At 67.0% G+C, this 24630-nt stretch carries 18 protein-coding genes; 10 read left to right on the forward strand and 8 right to left on the reverse strand.

Translation table 11 applies throughout. The annotated features are described in order from the left end of the window. Positions 1-34 precede the first annotated feature (34 nt). Both L8K25_RS15120 and sppA read right to left on the reverse strand, forming a co-directional pair. Entirely contained in the window at positions 35-634 is a 600-nt protein-coding gene (locus tag L8K25_RS15120) for a GNAT family N-acetyltransferase (protein WP_242139808.1), read from the reverse strand. Further along, positions 631-2511: a signal peptide peptidase SppA gene (gene sppA / locus L8K25_RS15125; RefSeq protein WP_242139809.1), complete on the reverse strand. Its 1881-nt coding sequence runs from the start codon at positions 2509-2511 to the stop codon at positions 631-633. The genes L8K25_RS15120 and sppA overlap by 4 nt, the downstream gene beginning before the upstream one ends. A gap of 252 nt (positions 2512-2763) precedes the next feature. Between sppA and groES the strand changes: the two genes are divergently transcribed. Together groES and groL are read left to right on the forward strand one after the other, a co-directional pair. Beyond that, the gene (groES, locus tag L8K25_RS15130; protein ID WP_010162031.1) at positions 2764-3051 is read left to right on the forward strand and encodes a co-chaperone GroES; all 288 of its coding nucleotides are present in this window, start codon (positions 2764-2766) and stop codon (positions 3049-3051) included. 53 nt (positions 3052-3104) lie between these two features. Further along, positions 3105-4748, forward strand: coding sequence for a chaperonin GroEL (groL, locus tag L8K25_RS15135; protein ID WP_242139810.1), 1644 nt, complete (start codon positions 3105-3107; stop codon positions 4746-4748). Between the two features lie 141 nt (positions 4749-4889). Here groL and L8K25_RS15140 read toward each other — a convergent pair whose 3' ends face one another. Next, on the reverse strand, positions 4890-5399 hold the full coding sequence (locus L8K25_RS15140; protein WP_242139811.1) for a hypothetical protein: 510 nt from the start codon (positions 5397-5399) through the stop codon (positions 4890-4892). Positions 5400-5614: 215 nt separating this feature from the next. Here L8K25_RS15140 and L8K25_RS15145 point away from each other — a divergent pair, with 215 nt between their 5' ends. Beyond that, positions 5615-8395: a TonB-dependent receptor gene (locus L8K25_RS15145; protein WP_242139812.1), complete on the forward strand. Its 2781-nt coding sequence runs from the start codon at positions 5615-5617 to the stop codon at positions 8393-8395. Between the two features lie 45 nt (positions 8396-8440). On the opposite strand, the gene L8K25_RS15150 is transcribed toward L8K25_RS15145, so the two are convergent. Then, complete coding sequence (locus L8K25_RS15150; protein ID WP_277923170.1) at positions 8441-9502, reverse strand: mannose-1-phosphate guanylyltransferase/mannose-6-phosphate isomerase; 1062 nt, start codon at positions 9500-9502, stop codon at positions 8441-8443. A 176-nt stretch (positions 9503-9678) separates the two neighbouring features. Between L8K25_RS15150 and L8K25_RS15155 the strand changes: the two genes are divergently transcribed. From L8K25_RS15155 to L8K25_RS15170, 4 genes are all read left to right on the forward strand, one after another. Then, the gene (locus tag L8K25_RS15155; protein WP_242139813.1) at positions 9679-11067 is read left to right on the forward strand and encodes a TIGR03013 family XrtA/PEP-CTERM system glycosyltransferase; all 1389 of its coding nucleotides are present in this window, start codon (positions 9679-9681) and stop codon (positions 11065-11067) included. Positions 11068-11071: 4 nt separating this feature from the next. Next, entirely contained in the window at positions 11072-13117 is a 2046-nt protein-coding gene (gene prsK / locus L8K25_RS15160) for an XrtA/PEP-CTERM system histidine kinase PrsK (RefSeq protein WP_242139814.1), read from the forward strand. Next, positions 13114-14463 (forward strand): PEP-CTERM-box response regulator transcription factor, encoded by a 1350-nt coding sequence (gene prsR, locus L8K25_RS15165; RefSeq protein WP_242139815.1) that lies wholly within the window; start codon positions 13114-13116, stop codon positions 14461-14463. Before prsK ends, prsR begins: the two co-directional genes overlap by 4 nt. A gap of 69 nt (positions 14464-14532) precedes the next feature. Beyond that, positions 14533-15348, forward strand: a complete 816-nt coding sequence (locus L8K25_RS15170; protein WP_242139816.1) for an ATP-binding protein — start codon at positions 14533-14535, stop codon at positions 15346-15348. 126 nt (positions 15349-15474) lie between these two features. On the opposite strand, the gene L8K25_RS15175 is transcribed toward L8K25_RS15170, so the two are convergent. Beyond that, complete coding sequence (locus L8K25_RS15175) at positions 15475-17271, reverse strand: ATP-binding cassette domain-containing protein (protein ID WP_242139817.1); 1797 nt, start codon at positions 17269-17271, stop codon at positions 15475-15477. Positions 17272-17585: 314 nt separating this feature from the next. Between L8K25_RS15175 and L8K25_RS15180 the strand changes: the two genes are divergently transcribed. The 3 genes from L8K25_RS15180 to L8K25_RS15190 are packed head-to-tail and all read left to right on the forward strand — an operon-like array spanning position 17586 to position 20055. After that, entirely contained in the window at positions 17586-17894 is a 309-nt protein-coding gene (locus L8K25_RS15180) for a hypothetical protein (RefSeq protein WP_242139818.1), read from the forward strand. A gap of 32 nt (positions 17895-17926) precedes the next feature. Then, positions 17927-18592 carry a response regulator transcription factor gene (locus L8K25_RS15185; protein ID WP_010162021.1) on the forward strand — a complete coding sequence of 222 codons (666 nt, stop codon included), beginning with the start codon at positions 17927-17929 and terminating at the stop codon, positions 18590-18592. 23 nt (positions 18593-18615) lie between these two features. Beyond that, complete coding sequence (locus tag L8K25_RS15190) at positions 18616-20055, forward strand: HAMP domain-containing sensor histidine kinase (RefSeq protein ID WP_242139927.1); 1440 nt, start codon at positions 18616-18618, stop codon at positions 20053-20055. Between the two features lie 147 nt (positions 20056-20202). On the opposite strand, the gene L8K25_RS15195 is transcribed toward L8K25_RS15190, so the two are convergent. From L8K25_RS15195 to L8K25_RS15205, 3 genes are all read right to left on the reverse strand, one after another. Further along, on the reverse strand, positions 20203-20832 hold the full coding sequence (locus tag L8K25_RS15195; RefSeq protein WP_242139819.1) for a PEPxxWA-CTERM sorting domain-containing protein: 630 nt from the start codon (positions 20830-20832) through the stop codon (positions 20203-20205). Positions 20833-21151: 319 nt separating this feature from the next. Then, positions 21152-22150 (reverse strand): LLM class flavin-dependent oxidoreductase, encoded by a 999-nt coding sequence (locus tag L8K25_RS15200; protein WP_242139820.1) that lies wholly within the window; start codon positions 22148-22150, stop codon positions 21152-21154. A 23-nt stretch (positions 22151-22173) separates the two neighbouring features. After that, positions 22174-24540 (reverse strand): S8 family peptidase, encoded by a 2367-nt coding sequence (locus tag L8K25_RS15205; protein WP_242139821.1) that lies wholly within the window; start codon positions 24538-24540, stop codon positions 22174-22176. Positions 24541-24630 lie beyond the last annotated feature (90 nt).

Here is a 24630-nt window from a genome sequence, read left to right on the forward strand (position 1 = left end):
CCCACAACACGCCTACTCCCTCACACCCTAAGCCTCACCAACTCCACACCATCCCCGTCTCACTAAACGGCTTGGGCTCCAGCGGCGGGATCGTCGCCGCATTCAGTTCGCACTGCCAATACCCCACGTCGATCCAGCGCCCGTCCTTATACCCCGCCTCGCGGAAGAACCCCGCCCGCCGGAACCCGACCGACTCATGCAGCCGGATCGAATGGTCGTTCGGCAGCGCGATCACTCCGATCGCATGGGTAAACCCCTGCGCGCGCACCGTGTCGATCAGCGCGTCGTACAGCTGCCGCCCGTTGCCGCGCCCCTGCGTGCCGATCTCGAGATAGACCGTCGTCTCGATCGTGTAGCGATACGCCGGCCGGTCCCGGAACGCCGACGCATAGGCGTAGCCGCGCACCGGCCCGCCCTCGCCCTCGGTCACGACGAGCCACGGGTAGAGCCCGTTCGACTTGGCCATCCGCGCGCACATCGTCGCGGTGTCGGGCGCGTCGGTCTCGAACGAGACCGTCCCGCGCTCGACATACGGCCGGTAGATCTCCGCGATCGCCGCCGCATCGTCGAGCGTGGCGGGGCGGATCGCGACGCGGATCGGCCCGCCCGACGGAACCTCCCGCGGCGCGATCACAGCGCGAACCGTGCGAGCACCAGATCGAGCAGCTTGGCGTCGCCGGGCCGCGGTGCGGTCCCGCCGATGCCATCGCATTCGAGGCAGCGCGCCTGGATCGCCGCGCCCGTGCCGATCCGCTTCACGTCGCCCAGCGCCCGCGCGAACACCGCACGACGATCCGCCGCCATCCGCGTGAACGCGTCGCCCGCCGAGGCATCGTCATCGTCGCGACCCGACGACAGGATCTGCGCGATCATCATCGCGAACGCGCCCGGCTTCTTCTCGAGATATTCGGCGTGCACGTCACCCGGCTTCAACCCGGCGCGCTTGGCGGCTTCGTCGATCGCATCCTGCAACCCGCCGAAGCGATCGACCAGCCCGAGCTGGTGCGCAGTGCCGCCATCCCAGACGCGGCCCTGCCCGATCTCGTTGACGCGCTCGGGCGTCATGTGCCGCGCGTTCGCGACGCGGGTAATGAACTGGCGATAGCCGTTCTCGATTCCCGCCTGGAAGATCGTGTCGGTCTCCGGCGTGGTGCCGCCGTAGATATCCGGCTGCCCCGACAGCGGCGTGGTGCGCACCCCGTCCGAGGTCAGGCCGATCTTCTTGAGCGTGTTCTCGAAGGTCGGGATGATCCCGAAGATGCCGATCGAGCCGGTGATCGTCGTCGGTTCGGCGAAGATCACGTCGCCGACGGTCGACACCCAATAGCCGCCCGACGCCGCGAGATTGCCCATCGACACGACGATCGGCAGCTTCTGCGCCTTCGCCTCGATGATCGCGCGGCGCATGTCCTCGGACGCGAGCGCCGACCCGCCGGGCGAATCGACGCGGACGACGAGCGCCTTGAGGTCCTTCTTGGCGAGGCCCTCGAGCACCAGCTTGGCGACCGTGTCGCCGCCGACCGAGCCCGCCTTGGACTTGCCGTCGATGATGTCGCCCGCGATCGTCAGCACGCCGATCTTGGCGCCCGCGGTCGGCAGCGGGTTCGCCGCGACGTAATTGGCAAGCTTGATCGTGTTGAAAGTCCCCGGCGCCTTGCCATTGGGGGTACCCGCGAGCTGCGCGACGCGCTTGCCGAAATCGAGCCGGGTGCCGAGCTTGTCGACGATCCCCGCCTTGAGGTTGGCCTCGGCGATATTCCCCTGCGCCGCGGTGATGACCGCGCCGGGGGTCGTCAGGAACGGCTGGAATTTCGCCTTGGGCCGCGCCTTGGCGACGACCTCCTGCCACTGCTGGAACAGCACCTGGTACAGCTTGACGACTTCTTCCTTGGCCTCGGGCGAGGCTTCGGTGCGCGTGTAAGGCTCGACGAACGACTTGTACTTGCCGACGCGGTAGACGTGCGCGTTGACGCCGAGCTTGTCGATCAGGCCCTTGTAATAGAGCTGGCTTCCGCCCGGCCCCATGAACAGCGTGCCGCCCATCGGGCTCATCCAGATCTCGCTGGCGTTCGCAGCAAGGCGGTAGCCGCTGTCGGTATAAGCGGTCGCGTAGGCGAGCACCGGCTTGCCCGTATCGCGCACACGGCGGAGCGCATCGCCAACTTCGGTCAGCGATGCGGGATAGCCGCCCGCGAACGAGTCGAGATCGAGCACCACCGTCTTGACGCGGTCGTCCTTCGCCGCCTTGTCGAGCGCGCGCACGACGTCGCGCAAGCGATATTCGGGGGTCGACCCGCCGCCGCCGAGTGCCGCGAACGGGTCGCCGGGCGAGGGCTGCTCGACGATCGGGCCGTCGAGCTTGAGCACCAGCGCGCCATCCTTGATCGCGCCCGCATTGGGTTTCGCCGCGAGCAGGCCGAACAACAGGCCGAAGAACAGCAGCATGGCGACCAGCACCAGCGCATCCTTGATCCCGACCAAAAGTTTCCAAGCGCCCCGAACGAGTTTCACCTGCGCCGCTCCCTGCAAATCGCGGAAAATTACCGCGTACAGCTAGAGCAGCGCTTGGCGCGAGTAAATGCGTGTTAGCGGCGCAACACAGCTTTTTGGCGCGCGGCTCGGCCCGCCCGCGAATAGGACCGGCTCGCCAGAGAATCGCGGGCAGCCCGTATTGACGATGGCGGGTGGCGTACGCATATGCGCCGTGCTGGCACTCACCGCTGGCGAGTGCCAACAGCTGTTCATAGAAAAGGGACTCCGCGCATGAACTTTCGTCCGTTGCACGACCGCGTCCTCGTCCGCCGCGTAGAGGCAGAAGAGAAGACCGCAGGCGGGATCATCATCCCGGAAACCGCCAAGGAAAAGCCGCAGGAAGGCGAAGTCGTCGCCGCCGGCACCGGCGCGCGTAACGAAGCCGGTGAAATCCACCCGCTCGAAGTCAAGGCCGGCGACAAGGTGCTGTTCGGCAAATGGTCCGGCACCGAAATCAAGATCGACGGCGAAGACCTTCTGATCATGAAGGAATCGGACATTCTCGGCATCGTTGCCTGAGTCTTTCCGTAAACGACCTTCACTATCTTCAACTTCTGAAAGGGTAGCCCACCATGGCATCCAAGGACGTAAAATTCGGGCGTGACGCCCGTGAGCGCATTCTCCGCGGCGTTGATATTCTCGCCGACGCGGTCAAGGTCACGCTGGGGCCAAAGGGCCGCAACGTCGTGATCGACAAGAGTTTCGGTGCCCCGCGCATCACCAAGGACGGCGTCACCGTCGCCAAGGAAATCGAGCTCAAGGACAAGTTCGAGAACATGGGCGCGCAGATGCTGCGCGAAGTCGCGTCGAAGACCAACGATATCGCTGGCGACGGCACGACCACCGCAACGGTTCTGGCGCAGGCGATCGTTCGTGAGGGCATGAAGTCGGTTGCAGCGGGCATGAACCCGATGGACCTCAAGCGCGGTATCGACCTCGCGGTCGTCGAAGTCGTCAAGGACCTCAAGGCCCGCTCGAAGCCGGTTGCCGGCACCAAGGAAGTCGCCCAGGTCGGCATCATCTCGGCAAACGGCGACACCGTCGTTGGCGAGAAGATCGCTGAAGCGATGGAGCGCGTCGGCAAGGAAGGCGTGATCACCGTCGAGGAAGCCAAGGGTCTCGAGTTCGAGCTCGACGTCGTCGAAGGCATGCAGTTCGACCGCGGCTACCTGTCGCCCTACTTCATCACCAACCCCGACAAGATGACCGTCGAGCTTCAGGATCCCTACATCCTGATCCACGAGAAGAAGCTGTCGAACCTGCAGGCGATGCTCCCGATCCTGGAAGCCGTCGTCCAGTCGGGTCGTCCGCTCCTGATCATCGCCGAGGACATCGAGGGTGAGGCACTCGCCACGCTCGTCGTCAACAAGCTGCGCGGCGGCCTGAAGGTCGCAGCGGTCAAGGCACCGGGCTTCGGCGATCGCCGCAAGGCGATGCTCGAGGACATCGCGATCCTGACCAAGGGCGAGATGATCTCGGAAGACCTCGGCATCAAGCTCGAGTCGGTCACGCTCGGCATGCTCGGCACCGCCAAGCGCGTCACGCTCGACAAGGACAGCACGACCATCGTCGATGGCGCGGGCGATCACGAGTCGATCAAGGGCCGCACCGATGCGATCCGTCAGCAGATCGAGAACACGACGTCCGACTATGACCGGGAGAAGCTCCAGGAGCGTCTCGCGAAGCTGGCCGGCGGCGTTGCTGTGATCAAGGTCGGTGGTTCGACCGAAGTCGAGGTCAAGGAGCGCAAGGACCGCGTCGACGACGCACTGCACGCAACCCGCGCAGCCGTCGAAGAAGGCATCGTCCCCGGCGGCGGTACGGCTCTGCTGTACGCAACCAAGGCGCTCGAGGGCATGAAGGGCGCGAACGACGACCAGACCCGCGGCATCGATATCGTCCGCAAGGCGCTCTATGCGCCGGTTCGCCAGATTGCGGCGAATGCGGGCCATGACGGTGCGGTCATCTCGGGCAAGCTGCTGGACGGCAACGACCCGACGATGGGCTTCAACGCACAGACCGACCAGTATGAGAACCTCGTCGAGAGCGGCGTGATCGACCCGACCAAGGTCGTCCGCACCGCGCTGCAGGACGCAGCCTCGGTCTCGGGCCTGCTGATCACGACCGAAGCGGCCGTATCGGAAATGCCGGAAGACAAGCCCGCCATACCGATGGGCGGCGGCGGCATGGGCGGCATGGGCGGCATGGACTTCTGATCCGGCGGGGCCCGCGCCGACCGCTCGGGCGGCGCGGGTCCTCGCTGGTTCGGCAGGAACCGACGCCCGGCCGTTCGGCTGGACCAAAGAAAGGGCCGGGGGAGCGATCCTTCGGCCCTTTTCTCGTGCCCTGCGTGCGCGTTACTCGCGGTCGAGCTCCGGCGTATCGGCGATCGCGGCAGCGGTTGGCGCCGCCGGCGTACCGCAGCGCTTCATCCGGCCGATGCCCTTGAGATAGGCACGCCGGATCGAGCCCGCATAGACCGCCGCCTCGGCGCGGCGCTGTTCCTTGTCTGCGCCCGTGATGACCCGGACGATCCCGAGCCCCGGGATCAGCGAGTTGACCGCAGTCCGCGCCGCAACGGCTGCAACTGCCGACCCCTCCCCCTTCGCGCGCCGCGCCGAATCCGCGTCGGGTCCGAGCGCGGCCTCCAGGCGGCGCACTTCGGCAAGGATGGCCGAACAGCTGCCGGTATTTGCCCCCGAATAGGGTGCCGATGCCGCGAGCTGGAGCACCGCCGGGATTTTCTGGTTCTTCAGTCGCGTATCGCGCAGCGGTTGGGTGATCGCGCGTCCCACGCTGTCCTGGCCACCCGCCGAAGCCATCGTCGGGCTTATCGCCATCACCGTCGCCAGGACGAGGGTTGCCACACCATGCCGCATCGCTGTCATCTCCAAAGGGTGCACGCAGAAAGCGCCGCCTCGGGAATTGTTCCGTATGCGGTATAACCCGCGCGCCCTCGCGGAACGGCCTACCATGAGCCAAGGCCCTGGTGACCGTCACGCCAGCGTCATGAACGGACGCTAGCGGACCAGAGCCACGGAAAGATTGGGAAAAGCCAATCTTCGTGCGGGGGAAATTCAACATGTTCGGACATTTCCGGACGCGTACGGTCGCGTCCACTGCAACGCTTTGCGCAGCCTTGCTCGGCTCCACTGCCTTCCCGGCCCTTGCCGCGGACGTCGCCGGCCGGGTCGTGGATCCGGTCACCGGCAACGCGCTGCCCGGCGCCACCGTTTCGGCCGGCGGTCGCACCGCAATTGCCGACGATGACGGGATGTTCGTGATCCGCGATCTTCCCGCCGGCCCGGTCGAGCTTACCTTCCGCTATGTCGGATATCCCATCGCGACCCGCAGCGCGGTATCCAGCGATGCGCCGTCGGTCGTTGCCTTCCGCCTGGAGGCGCCGAATGCCGATCCCGTCGGCAAGGACATCGTCGTCACCGGCCAGCGCGCCGCGGATCGCCGCGCCTTGCAGGCCAAGCGGACGGCGAACGTCATTCAGGATACGCTCAACGCCAATGACGTCGGCAAGCTGCCCGACCAGAATGTCGCCGAGGCGGTTCGACGTCTGCCCGGCATCTCGGTCGCGAACGATCAGGGCGAAGGGCGCTATGTCATCATCCGCGGCGCCAACCCCAATCTCGCCAACGTCACGATCAACGGCCAGACGGCGCCAGCGCCCGAGCCCGAGGGGCGGCAGGTCAAGCTCGACGACATCCCCTCGTCGCTGATCGGGTCGGTCACGGTGGTCAAATCGCTGACCGCCGACCGCGACGCCAATGCCATCGCAGGCCAGGTCGACATCACGACCCTGACCGCCTTCGACCGGACCCGTGCCTTTGCCAATGCGCGGATCGCCAACGGGTATAACACTCTCAACAGCCGCAACCCCTATGAGGGGGACATCACCGCGGGCACGCGCTTCGGGGCGGGCAAGACCTTCGGGATCGTCCTATCGGGAAATTACTCGCGCCGTCCGATCGAGTCCGAGAATCTGCAGGGGTCATCGGCGTGGAAGACCGTCAACGGCGTCGCCGTTCCGGACGATTATCGCCTGCGCGACTATAATCTCACCCGCACTCGCTACGGTCTGGTCGGCAATTTCGACTGGCGGCCGAACGCGACCACCAGCGTCTATCTCCGCACGCTCTATTCGGCGTTCAAGGATCACGAGACGCGCGACCAGTTCCGCATCGAGATCCCGCAGACGGCGACGGTCGCGGCAGGGGGTACGTTCAGTTCGCGCGGCACACGCTTCCTGCGGTTGCGCAACGAGGACGATTCGACCTTCACCGGCCAGCTTGGCGGGAAGGTCGGGCTGGGCGGGTCGCAGCTCGAGGTCAGCGGCACCTATAGCAAGGCGCTCAAAAAGGACCCGCTGCGCTCGGAATATTCGTTCCGCACCGGCAGCACCGCGCTGACCGGTCTGTCGCTCGACCTCGCCGACACGCTGTTCAAGGTCAATACCGCCAATGCGACGCCGAACACGCCCGCCTTGTTCAGCGGCTACCGGGTCAATTACGACCGCCGCCGCGCCGCGGAAAACCTGTACCAGGCGCGTGCCGACCTGACCGTCCCGATCGCCTTCGGGGACGACAGCGCGATCAAGATCGGCGGCAAGTTCCAGCAAACCGACAAAACCAACAACCGGGATTTTCAGCAATATAATCTGACCGCGGGCAACCTCGCGACCACCGGCGCCTCCAGCAACGACGGCAGCACCATCTATGACGGGCGTTATGCGGTGGGTCCGCGGATCGACTATGACCGGGCGCAGACCTATTACACGGTCACCAACCCGGGCGCGCGGACGCTCGACGTCGCGGGCAGCCTCGCCAACTCGCTGGTCAACGATTACGACCTGAGCGAGAAAGTCTATGCCGGCTATGTCATGGGCACGGTCAAGCTCGACCGGTTCACGATCGTGCCGGGTGTCCGCGTCGAGCACACCGACGGGACGTACAAGGGCAAGGCGTTCACCACGGCCTCCACCGCGACGCAGGGGTTCAACGTCGTCAACAGCCGCAAATATACCGATGTCTTTCCCGACCTGAACGTCCGGTTCGATGCGTCGAACCGACTGGTGCTGCGGGCGGCGGCAACCACCGCGATCGGCCGGCCCAATTATGCCGACCTTGCGCCCTACACGAGCGTATCGGACACGACGCTCAACAAGGGCGTGGTCGCGCTCGGCAATCCCGATCTCAAGCCGTACAAGGCGGTCGCGGGGGATCTGTCGGCGGAATATTATCTGCCCGGCCAGGGGATTCTGTCGATCGCCGCCTTCTACAAGCATCTCGACGACCCGATCTTCACCGCCGGCGTCAACCGCGCCGGCAGCTTCGGAGGCATCACCTTCACCAGCGCGCTGGTGACCCAGCCGCTCAACGCACGGAGTGCCGAACTGTACGGGGTCGAGGCGAACCTGCAGACGCAGCTGCAATTCCTCCCCGCGCCGCTGGACGGCCTCGGTATCTCGGGCAATTTCACCTATACCGACGGGTCGGCGCGCGGCGTGCCCAACCGGGCGGACAAGGTGCCCAATTTCCTCCAGTCGAAATACATCGGCACGGCGCAGATCTTCTACGAGAAATACGGCCTGACCGCGCGGCTGGCCTATACCTATCGGTCGCAATATCTCGACACGCTGGGGGATTCGACCGCCACCGACCAATATACCGCCGAGAACAATTCGCTCGATGCACGCATCGGCTTCTCGCCGGTCAAGGCCTACACGCTGTTCTTCGAGGCGAGCAATCTGCTCGATTCCCCCTGGCGCCGGTTTCAGGCGGTCAAGACCCAGCTGATCGAGAACGAACGCTATCGCCAGAGCTTTCGCGTCGGCGTCCAGTTGGCGTTCTGACCGGCCACCCCCCCGCCGCGACCGGCGGGGGTTTGGCATGCGCGATCAGCGCTTCATCGCCTCGATCAGCGCCTTGACCTCCTGGCTGCGCCCGCGCGGCAGGATCAGGATGTCGCTGCCGCTCGCCACGACGATCAGATCCTCGACCCCGACCAGCGCGATCCGCGCACCGTCGCTGCGCACCAGGCAGTTCTTGGTGTCGATGGCGATCACCTCGCCATCGCCTTGTCCCGCATGCGTGTTGCCGTCCGCGTCGCGATCGCTGATCTCGTGCAGCGCATCCCAGCTTCCCAGGTCGCTCCAGCCCATGCTGACCGGGACTACCGCGACCTTCTCGGCCTTTTCCATGACCGCATAGTCGATCGAGTCCGACGGGGCCGCGGCAAAGGCGTCGGCGTCGGGAAACACGCGCGTGCCGTCGTGACGCGCGCTTTCCATCGCCTTCTGGCAGGCGCCGAGCATCTCGGGCGCATGAGTTGCCAGCGCGTTCAGATAGGCGTCCGCGCGAAACAGGAAGATCCCGCCGTTCCACGCATGATCGCCCGCTGCGAGCATGGCTTCGGCAGCGTCGCGCGGCGGCTTTTCGACAAATTTCGCGACGCGGTGGACGCCGCCTGCAATCTCCTCGCCCATCCGGATCCAGCCATAGCCCGTCTCGGGCGCATGCGGATCGATCCCGAAGGTCACCAGCCACCCATCCTGGACGAGCGGCAACGCCGCCTGGATCGCCGCATGAAAGGCCGGAACGTCGAGGATGACGTGATCCGACGGCATCACCAGCAACGGCGCGTCGCCTGGCGCCGCCAGCGCGGCGAGCGCGATCGCGGGTGCCGTATTGCGGCCGACCGGCTCCAGGATCAGCGCTTGCGGTGCCGCGGTCACCGCCTGCAGCTGCGCCTCCACCAGATCGGCATGGCGCGCGTTCGCGACGACGATCGACGCGGCGAACCCGCCGCCCTGCGCGCGCTGCGCTGTCAGCTGGAGCATGGTATCCTCCGCGGTCAGCGCAAGCATCTGCTTGGGCATCTCGGGCGTCGACATTGGCCACAGTCGGGTTCCCGATCCGCCCGAGAGGATGACGGGAACGATCGGCGTGGTCTGCGGCATGCGAATGACTCCTTGTTACCCCGCTGTAGCGTGCGGAGCTGCGCTTGGTAACTGCCCTGGATCAACCGCGATCCAGGGCCTTCAGCCTTTCTTTGCCAATTTCTGCGACAGCCGCATCCTATCGTCGGCGGTGTTGCAGCCGGCGCTGCCAATTTGGCGGACAGGGTGCGCGCGCGATGATCAGGCTGTTCAAACACTATATCCCGAATGCGGTCCTGCTGCTCGGCCTGTTTGACGTCTGTCTGCTGATCGTGGCGGGCGAGCTGGGGTACACGCTTCGCATGGGGCAGCTTGGCCTGCCGGTACTGCCGATGGCGGGACGGGTCCCCCAGTTGGTGACGTTTGCCGGTAGCGTCGAACTCGCGATGATCGCGGTCGGTGTCTATGGCGCGAGTGCGCTCCAGTCGCTGCGCCACGCCACGGCGCGGCTGCTCGTCGCGGTTTCGCTCGGCACGATCTTCCTTAGCGTCATCTATTTCGCCTTGCCGACGATCACGTTCTGGCGGTCCAACCTGCTCTATTCGATGATGATCGCCGCGGTTCTGCTGATCGCGCTGCGGATCCTGCTGGGCAAGACGCTGGGCGGCCAGGTGTTCAAGCGACGGGTCGTCGTGCTGGGCGCGGGCGCGCGGGCGGCGCGGCTGAAGGCCCTGTCGCAGGTGCCAGGATCGGGGTTCGTCGTCGTCGGCTACGTCTCGATGAGCGAAAGCGCGCGCGTGATTCCGGAGGCGATCGCCCGCGACGCGATCTACAATCTTGCCGACCATGTCGTCCTGCTCAACGCCAGCGAAGTGGTGCTCGCGCTCGAGGAACGCCGCAACGCCCTGCCGCTGAAGGATCTGTTGCGCATCAAGACCACCGGGGTCCACGTCAACGAAATCTCGACATTCCTCGAACGCGAAACCGGACGCGTCGACCTGCAGAGCGTCAATCCCAGCTGGTTGATCTTCTCCGACGGGTTTTCCTCCGGTCGCATGCTGTCGTCGATGTTCAAGCGCCTGTTCGACATCGCGGCGAGCATCATCCTGCTCACGCTGACCCTGCCGCTGATCCTGATCGTCGCGCTGTCGATCAAGCTCGAAAGCAAGGGCCCCGCCTTCTATCGCCAACGGCGCGTCGGGCTGTATCACGTCGGCTTCGACTGTATCAAACTGCGGTCGATGCGCCAGGATGCGGAAGTCGCGGGAACGGCCGTGTGGGCCGAGAAGAACGATCCCCGGATCACGCGGATTGGCCGCATCATCCGCAAGGTCCGGATCGACGAACTGCCGCAGACCTGGTCGGTGCTGAAGGGCGAGATGAGCTTCGTCGGCCCCCGCCCCGAACGCCCGCAGTTCGTCGACGATCTCGAGCAGCAACTGCCATATTATGCCGAGCGCCACATGGTGAAGCCGGGGATCACCGGCTGGGCGCAGATCAACTATCCCTATGGCGCATCGATCGAGGATGCCCGGCAGAAGCTGGAATATGATCTCTATTATGCCAAGAACTACTCTCCGTTCCTCGATCTGCTGATCCTGCTGCAGACGATCCGCGTCGTGCTCTGGCCCGAGGGCGCGCGCTGACGTCGTGGACGGCCTTGCGACCTTGATCCTGTGGAGCCACGCGCTCGCCGCCCTGTTGTTCGCGGGCGTGGCCCTGTCGCAGTTGCGCGAGGGCGGGACCGGATTACCGCGACTGACGTTCATCCTCGCGCTGCTGCTGACCGCACTATGGGCGCTGGCGGTCGCGGGGATCGAGTCGACCGACGGCATTCCCCGCCTCGCCGAGTCGCTGCGAAACCTGGCGTGGCTCGGGTTCATGTACGCGCTCGTCCGGCGCGATCCACGAACCCCGGAGCATCGCGCGGTAGCGATCATTTACGGCATCGTCGCGCTGGTCGTGCTGATCAACGCCGGACTGGCGGTCGTATGGACGATGTCCGCCGCAGGTTTCGTGCCCGAGGTCGCGACCTTGCGACTGGCGCTGCGGATGATGGTCGCCATCAGCGCGCTCGTCCTGGTCCACCATCTGTATACCGCCGCCGCGCCCGCTGCGCGGGGGGGCATCCGGCTGGTCGTGATCGCCCTGCTCGCGATGTGGAGCGTCGACCTGCTGCTGTACCTCGTCGCTTATGCCAGCGGCACCTTCCCCCCCGTCATCGTGGCAGGGCGCGGGATCGTGATGGCGTTCGCGGCGCCGGCGCTGCTCATCGCGGTCCAGCGCAACGGCGACTGGACGTTGCACCTGTCGCGCACGATCGCCTGGCAGACGCTCTCCTTCGCCGCCACCTTGCTGTACGCCGCGGCGATGGTCGGCGCGACGAGCGTGATCGCCATGCTCAGCGGCGAAACCGCCCGCCTGTGGCAGACCGCGTTCGTGGTCGGATCAACCGCAACCGCCGTGGCCATCCTGTCCTCGCCCCGGGTTCGCGCCTGGACCAAGGTCAAGGTCGCCAAGCACCTTTTCCGCCATCGTTACGATTATCGAACCGAGTGGATCCGCTTTACCGACACGCTCGGCAAGCCCGACGATGCCGCGCCGCTCGATGCCCGGATCATCAAGGCCGTGGCGGACCTGACCGAATCGCCGGCCGGACTGCTGCTCGTGCCGGAGGCGACGGGCCTCGGCGTGGGGCTGGGCTGGAACTGGGAAGCGCCAAGCGCCGTGGCGCCGGCCATACTGGCGCGGCATCTGACCGAGACCGCCCGGATCGTCGAACTCGACCCGGTTCGTGCCGGAACCGCCGAGCCGGGTGAGGCCGCGACGATTCCCCCCTGGATGCTGGACGGCGACGGCTGGGTCATCGTTCCGCTTGCGCATCTCGATCGGCTGCAGGGGGCGATCCTGCTCGCCCGTCCACCGATCGACCGTTCGCTCGACTGGGAGGATTTCGACCTTCTGCGCATCGCCGGGCGGCACGTCGCGAGCTACCTCGCCGAAGCCCGCGCGCAGGAAGCGCTGGCCGAGGCGCAACGATTCGACGAGTTCAACCGGCGCTTCGCCTTCATCCTGCACGACGTGAAGAACCTCGTCAGCCAGTTGACGCTGGTCGCGCGCAACGCAGAGCGTCATGCGGAAAATCCGGCGTTTCGCGTCGACATGGTCGCCACGCTCAAGGACTCGGCCGGCCGCATGAACGACCTGCTCGCGCGCCTGTCGCAGCATCACCGCGCGCGCGCCGACGATCTTCGCCCGGTCGCCCTCGTCGAACTGCTCGAGCGCGTCGCCTACGCCAAGCGCACGCAGCACCCGATCGCCGTTTCGGGCGACCCGGCGCTTGCGGCGCAGGCCGATCCGGTTCGTCTGGAACAGCTGCTGGGGCACCTGGTGCAGAATGCGATCGAGGCGAGCACGGCGGCCGACCCGGTCGATCTGTCGCTCGAAACCGATGCCATGCACGTGACCATCGTCGTTGCGGACCGCGGGTGCGGCATGACTCCGGGGTTCGTGCGCGACCAGCTGTTCAAGCCCTTTGCCTCGTCCAAGCCCGCCGGCTTCGGAATCGGCGCGTTCGAGGCGAAGCAACTCGCCGAAGCGATGGGGGGCCATGTGCTGGTCGACAGCCAGCCCGGTGCGGGAACGCGCTTCCGGGTCTGCCTGCCGCACGCGCAAATGCTGGTCGCCGCCGCATGATCGAGAAACCCAAACTGCTGATCGTCGAGGATGATCTCGGCCTGCAACGCCAGTTGCGTTGGGCGTATGAAGACTATCAGGTCATTACCGCGGTGGACCGAATGACGGCGATCGACGCAGTTCGCGCCGAGGAACCGGCGGTCGTCACGCTCGATCTGGGCTTGCCGCCCGACGCCGACGGCACGCGGGAGGGTTTCGCCACCCTGGCGGAGATCCTGAAGCTCAAGCCCGACACCAAGGTGATCGTCGCCTCCGGCCACGGCGCGCATGCCAGCGCGTTGCAGGCGATCGCCGAGGGGGCGTGGGATTTCTATGCCAAGCCGATCGATATCGACGCGCTTGGCATGATCGTGGCGCGGGCCTTCCACGTCCATGCGCTGGAAGCGGAAAACCATCGCCTGTCGATCCGCACGGTTGGCGCCGGCCTGGGGGGCATCCTCACCGCCAGCCCGGAAATGCTCAAGGTGACGCGCACGATCGAGCGCGTCGCCACGGCCGATGTCTCGGTGATGTTGCTCGGTGCGAGCGGGACCGGCAAGGAACTGCTGGCGCGGGGGCTGCACGATACGAGCCACCGCCGCGATGGCGCATTCGTCGCGATCAATTGCGCGGCGATCCCGGACACCTTGCTGGAATCCGAACTGTTCGGGCACGAAAAGGGCGCATTCACCGGGGCGTTCAAGACGACCGAAGGCAAGATCGAGCAGGCGGCCGGGGGCACGCTGTTCCTCGACGAGATCGGCGACGTCCCGCTGCCGCTGCAGGTCAAGCTGCTGCGCTTCCTCCAGGAACGGACGATCGAGCGGATCGGCGGGCGCAAGCCGATTACGGTCGACACGCGGATCGTCTGTGCGACGCATCAGGATGTCGATGCGATGGTCGCGGCGGGCGGATTCCGCGAGGATCTCTATTACCGGCTGGCCGAGATCGTCGTGCGCATCCCGTCGCTCGGCGAGCGCAGCGGCGACGCCGTGCTGCTCGCCCAGCATTTCCTGAAACGCTACGCCCGTACGATGGGCTCGGGCGTGACCGGGCTGGCGCCCGATGCGCGCGACGCGATCACCGCCTGGCGCTGGCCCGGCAACGTCCGCGAACTCGAGAACCGCATGAAGCGCGCGGTGATCATGGCCGAGGGCAAGCTGGTGACGGCCGCCGATCTCGACCTGCCCGACGGTGTGCCCGAGCCTCCGCTGAACCTACGCGCCGTGCGGGAGACGGCGGACCGCACCGCGATCGGCCAGGCGCTGGCGCGCGCGGAGGGCAACATTTCCAATACGGCCAAGCTGCTCGGGGTCAGCCGCCCGACGCTGTACGATCTGCTCAAAAGCTACGATCTTCAGGGGTAGGCGCCGTCGCTGGCCACGGCCGGTCGTCCAGGCTGGTGAGGCGGTGCGTCCGCGTGTAGCACCGTGGCGATGACCGATGCGCTTGCCCGAATTGCCGCCGCGCTCGAGCGCCTGGCGCCGCCCGCCGCCGAATCCGCGGATCCGCTGGCGCATCCGGCCTATGTCTGGCGCGGCGCGGTGCTCGAACCGGTCCGCGCGTTCCGCCCGCTGCCGCTCGATCGGCTGCACGGGATCGACGCCCAGAAGACTGCGTTGCTCGCGACCGTGCGCCATCTTGCGGATGGGGCGGCGGCGCATGACGTCTTGTTGTGGGGCGCGCGGGGATCGGGCAAGTCGGCGCTGGTCAAGAGCGTGATCGGCGCGGTTCAGGCCGACGGCGGCGCGCTCGCCCTAGTCGAGATCGTGACGCCGCAGCTCGATACGCTGCCCGCGCTGTTCCGGCTGATCGCGGACCTACCCCGCGCCTTCGTGCTGTTCCTCGACGATCTCGGGTTCGATGCCGCGGCGGACGGGCGCGCCTTGCGTTCGATGCTGGATGGCGGCGCGGAGGCGCGGCCCGCCAATGCGCGGTTGGTGGTGACGTCCAACCGCCGTCATCTGGTGCCACGCGAGATGATCGACCAGCCGACCGCGGTCAATCCGCGCGATGCTGCGGACGACGGGCTCGCGCTGGCGGACCGGTTCGGGCTGAGCCTCGGGTTCCACGTGGTCGATCAGGACGGCTATCTGGCGATCGTGCGGGCTTATGCCGACGCGCACGCCCTGCCGTTCGATCCGGTCGACGCGGTCGGCTGGGCGACGCGGCGCGGGAGCCGTTCGGGGCGCGTCGCGTGGCATTACGTCGTCGATCTCGCGGGGCGCGAGGGGCGGTCGCTGGAACCTTGATTTCGTCACCCCGGCGAAGGCCGGGGCCGTCTGGTTACCCGGGCGCGACGGGGTCACAGAATGCCGTATCGCCGGTTGTGCCCCCCAACATGGCGGCCCCGGCCTTCGCCGGGGTGACGCGAGTGCTTACCCCTGCCCTTCGACCATTTCCGCCAGTTCCAGCCAGCGCAGCTCGGCGGCGTCCTTGTCCGCCTGCGCCTGGCCGATCGCTTCCATCAGCTTCTCGAACCGGTCGGGATCGCGCGTGTAGAGTTCGGGGTCGGACAGCAATTCCTGGTCGCGCATGATCGCGGCTTCCAGAGTCTCGATCCGCTTGGGCAGGATCTCGTAATCGCGCTGATCCTTGTAGGTCAGCTTGACCTTGCCCGGGGCCGCCCCGCCCGCGACCGGCGCAGCGGAGGTCGCGTTCTTGGCGATCGAGCCGCGCTTGGTCGGCGCGGCGGCCTTGCGGCGACGCTCCCAGTCCTCATAGCCGCCCGCCACGACATCGACCGTGCCTGACCCGTCGAGGCCCAAAGTGATCGTCACGGTGCGGTCCAGAAAGTCGCGATCGTGGCTTACAATGAGCACGGTGCCGTCATAGTCGCCGATCACGTCCTGGAGCAGGTCGAGCGTCTCCAGATCGAGATCGTTGGTCGGCTCGTCCAGGACTAACAAGTTGGAAGGCTTGGCGAATTCCCGCGCGAGCAACAGCCGCGAGCGTTCCCCGCCCGACAGCGTGCCGATCTTCGCGTCGAGCACGCCGGGCTCGAACAGGAATTCCTTGAGATAGCCGACGACATGCTTGCGGATGCCCTGCACCTCGATCCAGTCGCCGCCGTCCGCGAGCACGTCGCGGATCGTCTTGTCGGGCTCCATCTTGCTGCGCTGCTGGTCGATCACGATCCGTTCGATCGTCTTGGCGAAACGGATCTGGCCGGTGTCGGGCTCCAATTCGCCGGTCAGCAGCTTGAGCAGCGTCGACTTGCCCGCGCCGTTCGCGCCGACGATGCCGATCCGGTCCTTGCGCGTCACGCGCAGCGACAGGTCGCCGATGATCGTGCGGTCGCCGAATGCCTTGGAGATGTGCTTGGCGTCGATCACCACCTTCGAGCGCGCGTCGTCGGTGCCGATCGTCAGATTGGCGGAGCCCTGCGGCCCGACCATCGACGCGCGTTCGGCGCGCATCTCGACCAGCTTGGTCAGGCGGCCCTGGTTGCGCTTGCGCCGCCCGGTGACGCCGCGCAGCAGCCAATGCTCCTCGAGCTTCAGCTTCGCGTCGAGCTTCTCGGCATTGCGTTGCTCGTCGGCATAGACCTGCTCGGTCCATGCATCGAACCCGCCGAAGCCGATCTCGGCACGGCGTAGGTTGCCGCGGTCCATCCACAAAGTCTGCTTGGTCAGCTTGGTGAGGAAGGTGCGGTCATGGCTGATCACGACGAACGCACCGCGGAACCGGCCGAGCCATTCCTCGATCCACTCGATCGCGCCGATGTCGAGATGGTTGGTCGGCTCGTCGAGCAGCAACACGTCGGGGTTCTGCGCGAACGCACGGACGATCGCGGCGCGGCGACGCTCGCCACCCGAAGCCTTGGCGGCTTCGCGCGTCAGGTCGATCCCGAGCTGGTCGGCGATCGCCTCGGCTTCATATTGCAGCGGCGCATCGTCGCCGCCGAGGACGTAATCCGCGAGCGTATTGCACCCGATCATTGCGGGCTCCTGCTCGAGCAGGATCACGCGGGTACCGGGCACGATCGTGCGGCGGCCCTCGTCCGAATCGATCTTGTTGCCGAGCAGCTTCATCAGCGTCGTCTTGCCCGCGCCGTTGCGCCCGATCAGCGCGAGCCGGTCGCGCGGGCCGACATGGATGTCGAGGCCACGGAAAAGCCAACCCGAGCCCTGAATGACGCCGAGATTTTCATATGCGAGGATAGGTGCTGCCATGACATGCGCGTTAGGCGGTGGGGCGGCTGGCGGCAAGCTTTGTGCACTGCAATACGCCCCGTCACGCCGGCGGTGGCGAGACATCTGCGAAAGTTGGATACCGGCCCGTCATTTGCTGTTTTCCCGCGAAGGCGGGAATCCAGGGCCAAGCAGGACAAAGCCTTACAGCTTTCGCGACTCCTGGGCTCCCGCCTTCGCGGGAGAACACCCGTCATTTCGCAGAGGTCGTGCGGAGGCCGGGGTGACGGGTTCCACTTCGCCGCACTTCATCCCCATTCACAGGCTGTTCAACGCAAGCCACCTATGCCAAGCCCATGAAGATGCTAGCCGCCATCCTGATGGGACTTGCCATGACCCCCGCCCCCGCCGTTCCGATGGCGGCCGGGTTGATGCAGCGTGGCGACCAGATGGAAGCGTTGCGCGGACGGCGCGAGGGGCGCTGGCTTCCGTCGAAGGATATCGAGGCGCGGGTCGTGCCGACGATGCCCGGCGCACGCTATCTCGGGTTCGACTTCGATCCGGAGGGCGGGATTTACACACTCAAATTCCTGCGCAATGGATCGGTCATCTGGGTCGAGGTCGACGGCCGTTCCGGCCAGATCATCGGCCGTACCGGCAACTGAGCGCCATCGGCGCCGTCCAAGGGGAAATTTGCATGCGCGTTCTGATCGTCGAGGACGAACCCAATCTCGGCCAGCAGCTGAAGAGCACGCTCGAAGGTGCTGGCTATGCGATCGACCTCGCGACCGATGGCGAGGAAGGGCATTTCCTCGGCTCGACCGAGAATTACGACGCGATCATCCTCGACCTCGGCCTGCCCGAAATCGACGGGCTGACGGTGCTCGACCGCTGGCGCAAGGAAGGCCGCACCGCGCCCGTCCTGGTGCTGACCGCGCGCGACAGCTGGTCGGACAAGGTCGCCGGGCTCGACGCGGGCGCGGACGATTATGTCGCCAAGCCGTTCCAGTCGGAGGAACTGATCGCGCGGCTACGCGCGCTGATCCGCCGCGCCTCGGGCAATGCCTCGTCCGAACTGACCGCAGGCGGCGTCCGGCTCGACACGCGCAGCGGCAAGGTCACGCTGAACGGGGAATCGGTCAAGATGACCGCGCAGGAATACAAGCTGCTCAGCTACCTGCTCCATCACAAGGGCAAGGTGGTCAGCCGCACCGAGCTGATCGAGCATATCTACGACCAGGATTTCGACCGGGATTCGAACACGATCGAAGTGTTCGTCACGCGCATCCGCAAGAAGCTCGGGCAGGATGTCATCACCACGATCCGCGGGCTCGGCTACAGCCTCGAGGATCCCGATGCCTGACGTCCGACCGCACGCAGGGCATGATGGCTGAGGCGGACACGCACGCCGCGACCGCGCTTGCGCCGCCGCTCCCGCCGCTCGAGGTCGAGCCGCGCACCCTGCCCCGCGTCCGCACGACCGGATCGCTCAGCCGCCGGATGATCCTGATCGCGGCGGGGTGGATCCTGCTGTTGCTGACCGGTGGCGGCTATGCGCTGGACCGGGTGCTCAGCACCGCGGTGACGCGCAATTTCGACGACCAGCTCGAATATGTGCTGACCGCGCTGATCGTCTCGGCCGAGATCGGCCCCGAAGGCGAGGTGCTCAACAACCGCGAACCCGCCGACCAGCGCTTCCTCGAGCCGAATTCGGGGCTCTATTATCAGGTCAGCGCGCCGGGCCAGGAAAGCTATGCCTCGCGCTCGCTATGGGACCGCAGGCTCGCCTACGGGGCGCCGCACACCGATCTGTCGGTCCACGCCTATGACAGCAACCAGTTCGTCGACCCCAAGGCGGAATCGCCCGAAAAGCTGCGGATCGTCGAGCGCGACGTGACGCTGCCCGGCTCCAAGCTGCGCTGGCGCTTCCAGGTCGCGCAAAGCCGCGACGGGCTCGACGCGCAGATCCGCGTGCTGCGCAAGACGTTGCTGCGCAGCTTCCTGCTGCTGGCGTTCGGGCTGATCGTGATGGCCGCGCTGCAGACCTTCTACGGGCTGTGGCCGCTGCGCCGCGTGCGCGAGGAGATCGCGCGGATGCGCGCGGGCAAGGCGCGGCAGGTCGAACGCCCGATGCCGATCGAGGTCGCGCCGCTGGTCGAGGAACTCAACGCGCTGATCGAACATAACGAACGCCAGGCGGAGGAAGCGCGGCGCCACGCGGGCAATCTGGCGCATGCGCTCAAGACCCCGCTGACCGTGATCATGAACGCCGCCACCGCCAAGGCCGACGATCTCGGCGAGACGGTGGTGCGCGAGGCGCGGACCATGCGGCGGCAGGTCGACCACCACCTCGCCCGCGCCCGCGCGGTCGGGCGGCGCGGATCGGCGCACAGCCGCGCCGACGTCTGGCCGAGCCTGGAATCGGTCGAGCGCGCGGTCGGCGTGCTGTATCGTCACGTCCGCATCGACACGTCCGGCCCGCGCGACCTGCAGGTCCATGTCGAACGCCAGGATCTCGACGAGATGCTCGGCAACCTGATCGAGAATGCCGCGAAATATGGCGGGGGGAGCGTGTTCGTCACCGTCGCCAAGCATTCGGGTTTCGTCGAATTCCTGATCGAGGACGACGGGGTCGGGATTCCGGAGGAGGAGCGGATCCGGATCTTCGATCGCGGCGTGCGGCTCGATTCGGGCAAGCCCGGGACCGGGCTCGGCATGGCGATCGTGCGCGACGTCGCCGAGATCTACGAAGGCACGGTCAGCCTCGAGGAGAGCGAGGACCTCGGCGGGTTGCTCGTCCGGCTGCGGTTGCCAGCGGCGAACTGATCGCGCCGGCCGGAAGACACCAAAGACGGTTCGCGCACCTGCGCGGAACCGCAGCACCATCGACAACCCCGGGCGCGCGCTCAAAGAAAAAGCCGCCGGTCCCGCTGGACCGACGGCTTTCGCTATCGCTGGTGAACGCGGATGCGATCAGGCGTAGGTGACGCTCGTGCGCACCTTGCGCGACCGGAGGCCGGCGCCGACCATGCCGAAGCCGGCGAGCATCATCAGCCACGTAGCTGGCTCGGGAACTGCGCTCTCGACCGCCGTGAAGGAGAACTGGCCTGCGTAATCCGCCTTGCTGCCACCCGAAACCGCCTGCTTGGCGCTGACGTTGTCGGAGAGCGTCCGGTTCCAGGCGAAGCCGGTCAGTTCATAGACCGTCGTGCCGGTGTCGAACGTCGTGCCCTTGAACGTGTCCGACGGAGCAAGCGTGTTGTAGATCCCCGAAACCGTCGCGTCATCGGCGAAGGTCAGCGTGATCAGATAGTTCTGCGCTGCTTCGAGGACCGAGTCCACCGGCAGGCCTTCGCCGTTGATCGTGAAGCTGTTGAGACCAGCCGACGTCGGATCGTTGATCGCCTCGCTGTTCGGGTTGAAGATGTTACCGAGCGGCTGCTGGATGAAGACCGTGTCCATCGAACCCATCGCCGTATTCCAGCTGTAGGGGCTGCCGAGACCCTGGATCGATACGTTGGTCAGGTTTGCCGCGGCATATGCGTTGGTCGACACCATGGCGATGGCGGTAGCGGCGACGGACGTCAGGATCTTCGTACGCATGTCTTACTCCTCGGAATGCTTGTACACCGATACGCAAGACCCGTGCCAAGTCCCTACCCGAGGGCGGCAGCCATTCTTTCGGGCGAGAGTGTAAGGTACGCCGACACTACAGCTTTTACAGCACGTTATCGCTGCTCCTTCACGATAACCCGAGCCTCGGATGCGGCCGGTCGTGGGCTCGAAAGCCGACTTTCCGGCGCTTATTCATCCGGCGTTAAGCATATAAAAACTGTAACATAGAGCGACACCGCATCAGATCGGCCCTAAATTGCGCCGCGCGGGAGGGGTCTTTTCGCGCGGCGCGAAGTGCGATCGGAGGTCAGGCGGCGATGGCACGCTCGCGCAAGATCTCCGCGGTGATGGTCAGGCTGCGCTTGCGCGCGGCATGATCGTAGATCGCGCTGGCGATCATCAGCTCGTCCACGCCGGTACGGGCGACGAACGCAGCAATCTCCCGCGCGACCTTGGCGGGACCACCGACGGCCGAGCAGGACAGCACATGGTCGAGGATCGCGCCGCCCTGCGCGCCGAGGCTGGCGCGATAGCCCTCGACGGGTGGCGGCAGCTGGCGGGGGTTGCCGGTGCGCAGCGCAACGAACGCCTGTTCCTGCGAACTGGCGATCAGCGCGCCTTCCTCGTCGCTATCGGCGGCGAAGACGTTGAACCCCGCCATCACGTGCGGCTTTGCGAGCACCGCCGACGGGCGGAAGGTGCGCCGATAGATCTCGATCGCACTCATCAGCGCGTCGGGCGCGAAATGCGAGGCGAAGGCGTATGGCAGGCCGAGCATCGCGGCGAGCTGCGCCCCATAGGTGCTCGACCCGAGGATCCACAGCGACACGTCCGCACCCGCACCGGGCGTCGCGCGGACGCCGGTCTGGCCGTCGTCGGCGAAATAGCTCTGCAGTTCCAGCACGTCATTCGGAAAGGCATTGGGATCGGTGTTGAGGCTGCGCCGCATCGCGCGCGCGACGATCTGGTCGGACCCCGGCGCCCGGCCGAGCCCGAGGTCGATCCGTCCCGGGAACAGCGCATCGAGCGTCCCGAACTGCTCGGCGATCGCGAGCGGCGCATGGTTGGGCAGCATGATCCCGCCCGCGCCGATCCGGATCGTCGTGGTTGCCTGCCCGATATGCGCGAGCACCACCGATGTCGCCGCGCTGGCGATGCCGGTCATGCCATGGTGTTCGGCGGTCCAATAGCGCGAGAAGCCGAGGCTTTCGGCATGCGCGGCGAGATCTCCCGCATTGCGGAGCGCCTGGGCGACGCTGCCGCCTTCGACGACGGGGACGAGATCGAGGAGTGAATAAGCGGTCATGGATCCGATATGGGAAGCACGTTTCAAAATGCTACCGACCAGCGCGCCGCTGCGCCCAGATCCTGCCCCAGCGCGACGAAATTCCCCGGCTGGCGGCGCAGGAACAGGTTGGTCTGCAGCGTCCCGGCCCACACCGGCAGCGCATAGCGCGCCTCCAGGTCGATCTCGCGCCCGGTCGGGGCGAGGTTCATGCGCTGCGTGGTCCAGCTGCTCACCGCAAGCGTGTCGTAGTCATAGGCCGTCGGCAGCGTCAGGTCGATCCCGCCGCGCGCGACGCGCAGCGGTTGCGCGACGCGCAGTCCGAAACTGTCGCGCGCCCCGAACCATCCGTCCTTGCCGACGTCCGCGGCGAAGGCGCTGGTGCGGAGCGCGCCGCTGCCGGTCAGGCCACCGCGCACGTCGGCGCGGGTCCAGCCGCGGCGGACCGATCCGCCGATGCTCCATCCGCCGCCTGCCTCGAACCGCGCGACGGTATCGAGGAACCAGCTCGTCGCCCGCGTCCCGCCGAGCGCATCGCCGAAGCGCGCGCCGAGCACGGTGGCGCGCTCCGCCAGCCGGGTGCCGGTCAGCGCGAGGCTCAGCCCGCCGAACTGGCGGTCCAGCGTGATCGCGCTGCGGTCATAGCCATACGGCCGATAGCGGTTGCGCGCCGCGACGAGCGCGTCGGGATCGCGCGCCAGGGCATCCCCGCTTTCGACCGCCGCGGTCAGGCCGAACGCGCCGATCTGCTGGCGCACCGCACTGGCGCCGCGCGCCCGGCTGTCGAACCCGGCGCCCTGCACCGGATCGCGCGCGACGAGGAAGGCGGGGTCGCTCCGCCCGACCAGCCGCGCGGTCAGCGTCGCGCCGCCCTCGGCGAAACCGACCGCGAAGCTGGCGTGGGTGTTGAGCCGGCTCGTCACCGTTCCCGCAATCGCGCGCGCCTGGTCGGCGCTGCCGCGCGACAGCATCAGCCGCGACACGCTCGCACCACCGTCGGTGATCGGCGCGACCGTCAGCGCAACCTGCATCGTGCCCCCGACGCTGGTCTGAACGGTGCGCGTGGTCGCCAGCAACTGGCCGGCGAGCGTGGGCGCGGGCCCGTCGCGGTGGATCGTCCGCGCGAGATCGATCGCGAAGGCGCGGCTGAACCCGTCGAGGATCACCGCCCCCAGCGCGCCCTGCGCGGCATCCCCCATCGGCGCGGAGAGCATGGCATTGGATGTCAGCGACGCCGCCGACCGGGTACCCGCGACCGCGGTGCCGCCGAGTGGCTGGAACGCGCGGGTGAGGTCGAGCACGCCCTCGCCATACACCGGGTCGACCCCCGCCGCGCCGGCATCGCGCGCCGAGGCGTAGAGGATCTGGACGATCTGCGCGCCGGTCAGGTTGGGAAAGGCTTGCGCCAGCAACGCCGCCGCGCCTGCGATCTGCGGCGCGGAAAAGGACGTGCCCGTCCACAGGAACGGGGTGCCGGACTGGTTCGGTGCGCGCACGCTTTCCCCGACAGCGGTGATATAATGCGTCGCCGAATTGCCAGCGCGGTTGCTGAAGGTCGAGATCACGTCCCCGCCGGCCGTGCGGCTGTTGTTCGCGCCGACCGACCCGGCGATGATCACCAGCCCGCGCGCGGCGGCGGTGTTGGCGATCTGTGCGAACGCATCGGGATTGACCGCGGTGGTTGGGCTCGTCGCGAAATCGTTGCCCGCCGCGATCACGATCACGATCCCCGCCGCGGTCGCCCGGCTGACCGCGCTGACCACCGCGCTCCCGGCCGCGCCGCCGCCGAGCGAGATGTTGATCACCCGCGCGCCATTGTTGACCGCCAGGTCGATCCCGCGCGCGATCGCGCCGTCAGCGAAGGCACAGCTGTCGGTCGAGCCGGTCGACGTGGCACAGGATCCCGGCGTATCGGCGCGCGCGGCGATGATCGTCGCGTCGAACGCGATGCCCTGCGTGCCGGTATCGTTGCGTCGCCCCGCCAGCGTGAACGCCACCGCGGTGCCATGGCCGTCCTCGTCCGCCGCGCTCGTTCCACCCGCGACATTGGCCGAGGCGGCGGAAATCCGTCCGCCGAACTCGGCGCTGGTCAGGTCGACCCCGCTGTCGACGATCCCGACCGTGATGCTCTTCCCCGTCGCCCCCGCCTGATACAGCGCCAGCGCATTGGCCGACACCGCCCCCACCGTCGCGCGATATTCCGCGGTATCGTAATTGGTCGCGGTCGGCGTCGGGGTCGGGGCGGGAGTCGGCGTTGGAGCGGGCACCGGCGTGGGAGTCGGCGTGGGGGTGCTGATCGGCGGCGGCGCGGGCGTGCTGTTGACGCCCCCGCCCCCGCTGCAGGCTCCCAGCCCGACCAGGGTCGCCAGCGCCGCCGGCCGCGCGAGATAGCTGGTCCATCGGTGTCGCATCGTCATTGCTCCCTGCCCCGTTCGGCATCCACCCCGCGATCTCCTCGTCGTGTCCCGACGGGTATCGCGGTCGCGCCATCCCTGCCTTGC

Origin of the sequence: Sphingomonas sp. TREG-RG-20F-R18-01 (assembly GCF_022662475.1) — a bacterium.
In the GTDB taxonomy this organism is placed as follows: Bacteria; Pseudomonadota; Alphaproteobacteria; order Sphingomonadales; family Sphingomonadaceae; genus Sphingomonas.